2 protein-coding genes are annotated in these 10,792 nt (G+C 46.7%); both read right to left on the bottom strand.

The genetic code is table 11. The annotated features are described in order from the left end of the window. The coding region (locus tag BSI_RS0121820; RefSeq protein WP_032732425.1) for a non-ribosomal peptide synthetase at positions 1 to 6,730 on the bottom strand (6,730 nt) is incomplete at its 3' end. A 24-nt stretch (positions 6,731 to 6,754) separates the two neighbouring features. Continuing rightward, on the bottom strand, positions 6,755 to 10,792 hold a 4,038-nt coding region (locus BSI_RS00070; protein ID WP_032732424.1), incomplete at its 5' end, for a non-ribosomal peptide synthetase.

Genomic DNA, 10,792 nt, shown 5'->3' with positions numbered 1-10,792 from the left:
CTTTATATTGAATGTGAAGGGCCGGAAGGGTCCGGTTGTTGTAAAGCTCCCCGAATTCCCGAATCAGAATATTGACGGAAACACCGTCTGAAATAATGTGATGCATATCAACCAGCAACAGGTGCCGCTCATCTGATACTTTTACGATTTGGCCACGGAACAGCGGCGCTTGGCTGAGATCAAAGGGCTGAATAAACGCGGCTGCGGCTTCCTGTTCGGTTTGTTCGCCGAGGACTGCTGTCTGTAATGTAAACGGCACCTCGTCATGGATACACTGCACCGGCTCGCCGCCTTCGTTCTGTTCGAAGGATGTCCGAAGCGACTCGTGGCGCTTGATTAGCTCTTTGAAAGCCCTGTCCAGCCTTTCGGGGTCCAGCTTCCCTTCCAGCTCTAACACAGCCGGCATATTGTAGCCTGTCCCTCCGTCCTCCAGCTGCTGAAGGACATAGATCCTTTTTTGGGCGGAGGAAACCGGATAGGCCTCGCGCTTTTCAGCCGGCTTCATCGCTTCATATGGACTGTCCGTTCCTTCACGGATAACGGAAGCCAGTCCTTCAACAGTCGGATGGGCAAACACATCTTTCAGCGGCACCTGTACATCGAATTCTTTGGCGATCCGGGACACAAGCGCGGTTGCTTTTAAGGAATGTCCTCCGCGATCAAAAAAGTTGTCGTGAATCCCGACAGGGCCATTTTTCAGCACGTCCTCCCACAGCTGGGCAAGCTTCATCTCTGTCACATTTCTCGGCGCCGTGTAGGTCTCCTCATCTGCTGCTCCGTCAGGAGCTGGCAGGGCGTTTCGGTCAAGCTTTCCGCTTGGCGTAACCGGCCACTGTTCCATCTCTATCATATGAGCTGGGATCATGTAGCTCGGCAGCAGTCTTTCAAGCTGCGTCCGCACTTCGTTTCTTCTTAGTCCTTCTGTATAGGCGCATAATTCCGGCTCGCCGCTGTCTGTCCGAACGGTAACGGCTGCCTCTCTGACGCCTTCAATGCTTCTAAGCACCGCTTCAATTTCTCCGGGCTCAATCCGGTAGCCGCGGATTTTCACCTGATCATCCGTGCGACCGAGGAATTCAATATTCCCGTCAGGAAGCCAGCGCGCCAAATCCCCGGTTTTGTACATGCGTTCACCCGGGTAAAACGGGTCCTCAAGAAAACGCTCCTCCGTTAATGCCGGCCGATTTAAATAGCCTCTGGCAACACCCGCTCCGGCAATGTACAGTTCTCCGATACATCCAGCAGGCAGCATCCGCTGCTTCTGATTGAGGATATACAATCTGACATGATGAACAGATTTTCCAATTGGAACGCGCTCAAGTTTTTCATTTAGCGGACAATCAAAGAATACAGCTTCTACGGTTGCCTCCGTTGGTCCGTAGGAATTGGTTAATGCAACATTTGGAAGTAACTCGCAAAATCGGGAGACGAGATGGGTCCCCAGCTGTTCTCCCCCGGAAAACACCCGCTTGAGTCTGTTTGTCTTAATCGGTACAGGGCGATGTTTTATATGTTCTAAAAATGCATGGAGCATAGATGGCACAAAATGCATAGCTGTGATCTCTTGTTCTTCTATGGCCTTCGCGATCACTTCAGGTTCTTTTTCCCCTCCCTGAGGAAGCAGATAAACGGAAGCACCGGCATAAGGCCACCAAAACAGTTCCCATATTGAAGCGTCAAATGAGTAAGATGTTTTATGCATAATCACATCTGATTGCTTCAGCCGATAGCGGGACTGAAGGGAATTCAAAAAATTCACCGCAGATCGATGTTCAACTTCCACACCCTTAGGCCTGCCGGTAGAGCCGGATGTATAGATGACATAGGCTAAAGATTTAGGGAGAACGTCCACATTCGGATTGGACAAATGATGTTTATTTGCCTGATTGAGGTAGACAATCTCTCCTGCAAATGCCGGAACATGCAGGCTGGAAGACTGAAGCAGGAGAATGTCTGTACCGCTGTCCTCCAGCAGAAAGCTGATTCGTTCTTCCGGGTAATCCGGGTCAATAGGAAGATAAGCGCCGCCAGCTTTAAGAATGCCATAAATGCCAATCAGCATTTCAGGCGAACGCTTTCCTATAATGGCAACAGTCGTTTCAGATTTTACTCCTCGTCCGATCAGCTCCCAGGCGATAAGGTTAGCCTGTTCGTTCAACTCTTTATAGGTCATCGCTCCATGTTCAAAGATAATGGCCGGCTGATCAGGCGTTTTTGCTGCCTGCTGTTCAAGTGCATAGTGGAGAGTTTGATTCATCGGATAGCCCGTCTCCTGAAACGGATGGCATGATTCAATGAAAGCTCTCTCTTCTTCTTTTGTTAAGAGTGGAATATCGTCCAATTCTGTTTCAGGGCTGACAGCTGTATGTTCCACAAGAGTGGTGAAAAGGCCGGCCCACCTTTGGATGGTTTCTTTCTCAAACAAAGCTGTACTGTATTCAAACTGACAGAAAAGCTCGGAATCGTGTTCTGTAACATACAGAGAAATATCAAATTTCGATATTGGATGCTGCAAATCGTTCCATCGAAGCTGTACATCTTTCATTTTCAGCTTCTGCTGTTCCATATTCTGAAGGACAAGTGTTGTGTCAAACAGTGGATTCCGGCTCATTTCCCGCTGTACGCCGAGTTTATCCACAAGCTCTTCAAACGGATAATCCTGATGCTCATACGCTTCTAGTGCCGTCTGCCTAACTTCCTTCAGAAATTCTTCAAATGTCTTGTTGCCTGCCGGGCGTGTCCGGAGAGCCAGTGTATTGACGAACATCCCAAGAACTGCTTCAAGGTCGGCATGGGGCCGTCCGGCGATAGGTGAACCAATTACGATATCATCCTGACCGCTTAACCGCGACAAAAAGGCTGAATACAAAGCAAGAAGCGTCATATAAAGCGTGCTTCTGTTTTTATTGGCAAGCCGCTTTATGCGGGCCGTGATCTCTTTATCCAATTGAAAGGTTACTTTTCCGCCTGTAAAGTGCCGTTCTGCCGGGCGGCGTTTATCTGTCGGAAGCTCTAGCGCAGGGAGGTCCCCGCTAAACTGCTGCAGCCAGTAAGTCTCCTGCTTTTGGTACGAGTCTCCCTTTTTAAATTGCTGCTGCCAAACGGCGTAATCTTTATACTGGATCCGCAATGGCTTAAGCTGGCGGTTTGCATAAAGATCGGTGAATTCTCGGATTAGGAGCTGAACGGATACGCCATCTGAAATGATATGATGCATATCCACCAGCAATACATGCTTCTCGTTCGTCACTTTTATAAGGCCCGCTCTAAATAATGGCGCCTGGCTGAGATCAAAGGGGCGGATAAACCCCTCGATAGCGGTCTCTGTACTTAATGTAAACGGCACTTCGGTGTGGATACGCTGAACAGGCTCGCCATCTGCCCCGGATACAAAGGAAGTTCGAAGAGGCTCATGCCGGCTGATCAGTTCTTTACATACAGCAGACAGTTTAGCGACATCCAGTGCCCCTTCCAGTTCTAAGACCGCAGGCATATTGTAGGCGACACCCTCATCAAGCTGCTGAAGCACATATATCCGTTTTTGTGCCGAAGATACAGGATATGTCTTCCTTTCTTCTGCCGGCTCAATTGCTGCATACGGATTTTCCTCTGCATCTTGAATGATTAAAGCCAATCCTTCTACAGTCGGATGGGCAAAGATGTCCTTAAGCGGAACTTGTACATGAAATTCCTTTGCGATCCGTGACATCAGCACTGTTGCTTTTAGAGAGTGGCCTCCATGGTCAAAAAAGTTGTCTTGGATGCCTATATGACCATTCTTCAGCACATCTTCAAATATTTGTGAAAGCTTTGCCTCTATCAGATTACGAGGGGCAGCATATGGATTTCCGCTGATTGAAGCATCTGGCGCTGGAAGCGCTGCTTGATCTACTTTTCCGTTTGGGGTAAGAGGTATGCTGTCAACCCATATCCATTTCGCCGGAATCATGTATTCTGGTAGCTCACTAGCCATATAGCTGCGTAAATCTATTGCATTCAGCTTTTGTACACTGCAATAGTAAGCGCATAATTCATGTTCTCCGTTTTGATCTTGTCTGATGAGAATGGCAGCCTCTTTAATGTCCGGATGATTCATTAACGTGACTTCGATTTCTTGCGGCTCGATTCGATAACCTCTGATTTTCACTTGATTGTCTGCCCGTCCTATATATTCGATGTTGCCGTCTCCAAGCCGTCTGGCCAAATCACCTGTACGGTACATGATCGCACCAGGCCTGAATGGGTCAGATGAAAATTTGTCGCGTGTCAGTTTATCGTGATTGACATACCCTCTGGCAACACTTGCGCCGGAAATATAGAGTTCACCTGGTACACCGCATGGCTGCAGCTGTTTTTGGTGATTCAAAATATATAGATCAGTACAGCCTATCGGTTTACCGATTGGCGGAAACTCAGGAATAGGGTCTCCCGGATGAATGGTGTACGTAGATACCACATGAGTTTCTGAAGGTCCGTAATGATTGTGCAGGTGTATGCCGCGTTCACGTAACACGTCTTGGAAAATGTCTGAAATAATTAATTGTTCCCCAGCTGTAATCAAGTGTTTGACGCCATAAGGAAACGAGTTCGCAAGTTGCCGCTCGCTGAAAATCATTTTGATAAAAGCCGTTGGGAGAAACACAATATTCGTCTGATGCTTGTTTATAAATGCAAACAGCTGAGGCACATCTCTTTTTATGGCTTCTGGCACGATGTGCAGGGTGCCGCCTTTCAGAAGCGCAGAAAATATTTCTTGATAACAGACGTCAAAGGCAGGTGTCGCAAATTGCAGAACATCTGCTTCAAAGTCAATCCCAGAGTGAGCAAATTCGAACTTCAGCAAGTTAGCCATGTTTCGATGTTCAAATTGAACGCCCTTTGGTTTACCTGTTGTACCTGATGTATAAATCATATACAGCAGATCGTCCGCATTGTTAACTGACTTTATGTTACTGCCGTCTTCTGTGCTTTCAATATCTTCTGCATGAGTGATAAGGTAATTGTTATCAAGCGATGCGGAAAGATGAGCTTGTGAAACAACATGCGAACAGCCGCAGTCATTTAGAATATAACGGATTCTGTCAGCCGGGTAATGCGGATCAATTGGAACTATGGCGCCGCCTGCTTTCAAGATACCAAGAACCCCGGTGATCAATGCCGCAGAGCGTTCCATCATGATCGCAACAGGCTCCTGCCTCGCAACACCCTTCATTCGTAAATGCCGCGCCAATCTGTTAGCCGATTTATTCAGTTCTTTGTATGTTAACGTGCAGGCTTGATCAATTATTGCATGAGCATCTGGGGTCTTTTCCGCTTGTTTTTCAAACATCGCATGGATGGTTTCGTAAACTGGCGTTCGATCCGCGATTTCCCCAATCAGCTGCCGCTTTTCAGTATCTGTCGTGATCTCGATTTCTTCAGGCGGAAGATTCGGATTATTTAAGATTTGTGATACAGCATTCAGAAGATGCTCCTTGACAGAAAGCACAAAAGACCGATCATGCTGCTCCGCATCATAGCTCATTTTGATATGGATTTCTTCCCCTGGCGCTACCATAAGATAAAAGCTGTAGTTGGTTTCATCTGCCACAGTGAAGTTATGAATCTGAAAAAGATCAGAAGCATGTTCCTGCTTGTTCAGCATCTGAATCTCTTGCTGAACCGGATAGTTTTCAAATACGAGAATATGATCAATCAGCCCTTGTTTAACAGCTGAACGGGCTTGAATCTCATATAAAGGGTGGTAGCTGTATGCTTCAGCGGCAAGACGGTCTTTTTGCATATTTTTTATGAGCTGTATAAATGGTGTTTTTGCCCCCTGCACCCGAATCGGTATCGTGTTAATGAAAAGACCTACCATATGTTCAATGCCTTCGATTTCTGCGGGTCTTCCTGAAATGACAGAACCGAATACGGCGTCATCGTTATTATTATATTTTTGAAGCAGAATACCCCAAATGGTATGGAAAATCGTACTGAGTGTTACTTCTTCTCTTGCCGCAAGCTCCGAAAGCCTGCTGCTTTCTTCCTTAGAGAATGAAAACGTAACGTGTTCCTGCCTGCTTCTCCCCTTTGTTTTTTTCTGCTTCGGGAGCATGGTTTGCTGTTCATGGCCGGAAAGATAATGTTCCCAATATGAAACTGCCTGCTCTTTGTCTTGCTCCATCAGCCATTTGATATAGCTTCCGTATGGCTGGACCGGCTCCAATGATATAGGGGTGGCATTTACATAAGATGCGTAAATATGGAGAAACTCCTTTAGCACAATGCTGAGGCACCATCCGTCCATCATGATGTGATGAAAGGTCCAAATACAAGTGTACTGGCTCTCTCCTGTTTGAATCAGAGCGATGCGCATGAGCATATCCTTTTGCAAGTGAAACCCTTGGGCGCGGTCTTTTTCTTTCAATTGTTCGATAAACTGTGCTTGCTTCTCTTCGTTTAAATGAGTAATGTCTTTTTCCTGTACGATGATGTTCCGTTCTCTCAGGACAACCTGCTGGGGAGAGGAAACATTTTGGCTGATAAAAATCGTTCTGAAAATATCGTGTCTTGCTACAAGAGCGTTGATGCTGTTTTGAAAAAACTGCGAGTTGACTTTTCCTTCTATTGTAAAAGAAGCTTGCTCAACATATGCCTGTGAATCTTTTTGCAGGAGGGAATGGAAAAGCATTCCTTCCTGCATGTAAGACAGCGGATAAATATCCTGAATTGAATTCGCTTTTGTCATGTTCATGTCTCCCTGTCCGATTTTCTACAATTCTTCCACCAAGCTGGATATGCTGTCCAAATCCTCTGCCGTTAATGATTGACTGCTAAAATCGCTCAGTGTCTTTTCTGCTTTCTGTTTACCGGCGCAATGTTTCATAATGTCCCGCAAAAAGTGTTCAATCCTGTTGATAAGCTGCTCCATTGTGTTTCTATGAAAGAGGGCTGGCGGATAACTAAGATTGAAATGGAGCTTTTTGTCTGCTGCCATTGCACTCATCTCGATGATTTGCTCACGCTTCCATGTATGAGTGATATCCTTTCCGCCCCCAAGACTTGATGGGCGGAAGCTGTCCTGTCTTTCGATGTCGTTGAACTGGCCCAAATAGTTAAAGCTGATGTCAGGTGTTTTTGAAAACGTAATGCTTTTGTTTTCAGGGTGTGTAAGGTATTTCAGAATACCGTAACCTACCCCTTTGTTTGGTATCCGGCCCAGTGTATCTTTAACGGTTTTTACTGCGGTTCCGAGGTCATCCCTAGGATTTTCAAAGCTTATGAGGGCCGGGTACATGGATGTAAACCAGCCGACCGTCCGGCTGATATCTAACTCTGGCAGAATGTGTTCTCTCCCGTGTCCTTCCATAGCGATACGGAGCTTGCTTCCGCCTGTCCATTCACAAATCGCCAAGGATGCTGCGGTTAACAGAATATCTTGTGTATCTGTACCATAGGCGTGATTGACGTTTTGCAGCAAAACGGCAGTGTCTGCTTCAGAGAGTGAAAAGCGTATCGAATCCCTTCTGCTGCAGTCGGTGTTCTCATGAAGCGGGATTTCATATGGCAGTTCCGCAGCTTGCTGTTCTTCCACACTTCGCCAATACACCTCTTCACGAATCAGCCTGCTGCTTTGGGCATATTCCTGAATCCGTCTTGCGTATTCCTGGTAGGAATCAGTTTTAGGCGGAAGCTGAATCGCCTGGCCTGAAGATGCTTGTTGGTACCCTGCTGACAAATCCTCCAGCAAAATCCGCCATGCCACACCGTCAACGACAAGATGATGGATCGCAAGGAACAAGTAATCTCCTGTCAGTGTTTTAAACCACGCGGCATGTAACAATGGTCCTTCCTGCAAATTGATGCTTTGCTGAAGATCTGCAACTTCTTGTTTGATTTGCGTTTCCCAACCGCTTTCGGACTGTGAAAGATCAGATATTCTTAAGCTGTACAGCTGTGATTCCTGAATGCCTTGGTTGATTTGAATCCATCGCCCGTCATCGTTACGATAAACCATCCGAAGCGCATCATGATGCTCCGCCAGTTTTTTTAAGGCTGCTCTAAGGTCGTCTTCAGACAAACGGTCAGAATGGAAAAGCATGACAGACTGATTAAAATGGTGTCGTTCTTCAATATCTTGTGAAAGAAACCATTGCTGAACAGGCGTCCAAGGAACGTCTCCCTGAATGGGGCCTTGTTCTATGATTCTCTCTGTCTTACGGATAAATGGTGATAAGTCTTTTATCTTTGGATGCCGGAATAAATCACTTACCTGCAAGCTTAGCCCATGGCGTCCAAGGCGTGCAGAAACTTGAAGCGCTTTGATTGAATCTCCGCCCAATTCAAAAAACGAATCCTCTATTCCGATCCTCTGGATGCCAAGAACCTCCTGCCAGATCAATGCCAGCTGTTCTTCAAGGTCATCGCGTGGCGGGACGTACGTTTGTTTAGATGCGAAATCTGGTTCAGGAAGTGCTTTCCGGTTCAATTTGCCGTTTGATGTGAGCGGAAGAGTCTCCATTTCAATGATGTACGCCGGGATCATATAATTTGGCAGTGAACGCGCGAGAAGAGAACGCACTTGTTCAGCATTCGTGCCTGCATTTACGCTGATGTAGCCAAACAGCTCTTTACTCCCCGTCTGGCCTGTACGTGCCAACACAGCGGCTTCTTTGACCCCGTCTATTTGGCGAAGTGCTGATTCGATCTCACCCAGCTCCACTCGATAGCCTCTGACTTTCACTTGATCATCTATACGGCCAACGTACTCAATTGTGCCATCGGGAAGCCAACGCGCCAGATCACCTGTGCGGTACAGTCGATCGCCAGGCGCAAATGGATTTGGGACAAATTTCTCTTTTGTTAAATCAGGACGGCCTAAATAGCCTCTGGCGACGCCATCACCGCCGACACAAAGTTCACCGACAGCTCCGATAGGCTGCAGCATTCCCCATTTATTTAAGATATAAGCGGTGGAATTACCAACCGGCCGCCCGACCGGGATGGAAAGTTCATATGTTTTTTGAATGTGGAAGCATGTCGAAAAAGTTGTATTTTCGGTTGGTCCATATCCGTTCCATATCGATACTTCCGTGCAGACATTTCGGATTCGATTGACGTGGCTTGCGGACAAGGCTTCCCCGCCTATAATCAGATGATTCAGCTGTGAAAAGGTTGTCTCATTTTGCTCTGTCAAATGATTGAATAGAGAAGATGTCAACCACATCGTTGTGATCCCATGAAGTTCTATGTATCTCTGAAGCTGATAGGAATCGAGAAATACTTGTTTATCGGACAGGTGCAAAGCTGCCCCATTTAGCAGCGGTCCAAATATTTCAAATGTCACAACATCAAAACCGATTGATGATGTCATGAGAAGACGGTCTGCAGGTGTAAATGTAATATAATTGCTGTTTTTAACAAGACGAATGACACTTCGCTGCTCAATCGTGACACCCTTTGGTTTACCGGTTGATCCAGAGGTATAAATGATATATGCAAGTGAGTGTGCTCCTGCTGACGATTCAAAGTTCTTCGTTTCTCCTTGCTTTTGAATATTTTCGATTATGATTTGTTCACATTCAATGTCTAATAGCTGTTTTTCTGTTTTTTCAGATTGAAGGAGTAATGCCGCCCCGCTGTCTGACAGCATATAAGCTATTCGTTCAACAGGCAGGTCAGAAGCTATAGGAAGATAGGCTCCCCCGGCTTTCAGAATGCCCAGCATTCCCGCTATGAGTTCTGGCGTTCGTCCTGTCAACAAGGCTACAACACGATCAGGTCCTACTCCCTTTCTCTGTAGAACTGAAGCAATTTGATTTGCCCGGCTGTTCAGTTCCGCGTAAGTTAATTCTTGTGTATCGCTGACAATTGCAATGGCATTAGGTGTTTGTTCAGCCTGCATTTCAAAGAGCCTGCTGATGGTTTCATTTCTTGGATAATCTATTTTTGTACGATTGAGCTCATGGATAAGGTAATGGGTCTCATCCTCATTTAGTATATTTATTGTTCCGAGAGCGGCTTTGTTGTCTTGGGTGATGGAGAGTAACATATTGATGAAGTATTGAAGCCACTTTTCTATCGTTTTTTTCTTATATAAGTCCGTACTAAATTCCATTTGGAACGTCAGCAAACCGCAGGGCTGTTCGTGAGCATACAGAGTTAAATCAAATTTGGACGTTTGATGCCCGTTGTTTGCTGCAGATTTGAGATGCAGTTCTTCAAGCTGAATCGATTCCTGATCCATATTTTGAAGAACAAACATCACGTCAAACAGCGGATTCCGGCTCATATCCCGCGTCAATTTAAGCTTGTCGACGAGCTCTTCGAACGGATAATCCTGATGCTCGTAGGCTCCCAATGCTGTGTCGCGCACTTCCTGCAAATACTCCACAAACGGCTTCCCGCCCTCCGGGCGTGTCCGAAGCGCCAGCGTGTTCACAAACATGCCGAGTATCGGCTCAAGATCCTTGTGCGGCCGGCCAGCAATTGGCGATCCGACGATGATATCTTCCTGTCCGCTTAAGCGTGACAATAACGCTGTGTAAGCCGCTAGAAGCACCATGTACAGTGTGCTTCCGTTTTCCCGTGCCAGCTTATGAAGGCCTGATGCGGCCTCTTGGTCAAGCGTAAATGAGACCTTGTCACCTGCGAAGCTCCGCACCGGCGGGCGGGTATGATCAGCCGGGAGATCCAGCACCGGCAGTTCGCCCTCGAGCTGCTTCAGCCAGTACGCCTCCTGCGTCTGGTACGCGTCTCCTTTTTTAAATCCTTCTTGCCATACGGCGTAGTCTTTATATTGAATGTGAAG

This window comes from Bacillus inaquosorum KCTC 13429, assembly GCF_000332645.1.
GTDB classification, from domain to species: domain Bacteria; phylum Bacillota; class Bacilli; order Bacillales; family Bacillaceae; genus Bacillus; species Bacillus inaquosorum.
Note: the sequence above shows the minus strand (reverse complement) of the source record. Positions and strands in the feature narration are given on the sequence as shown.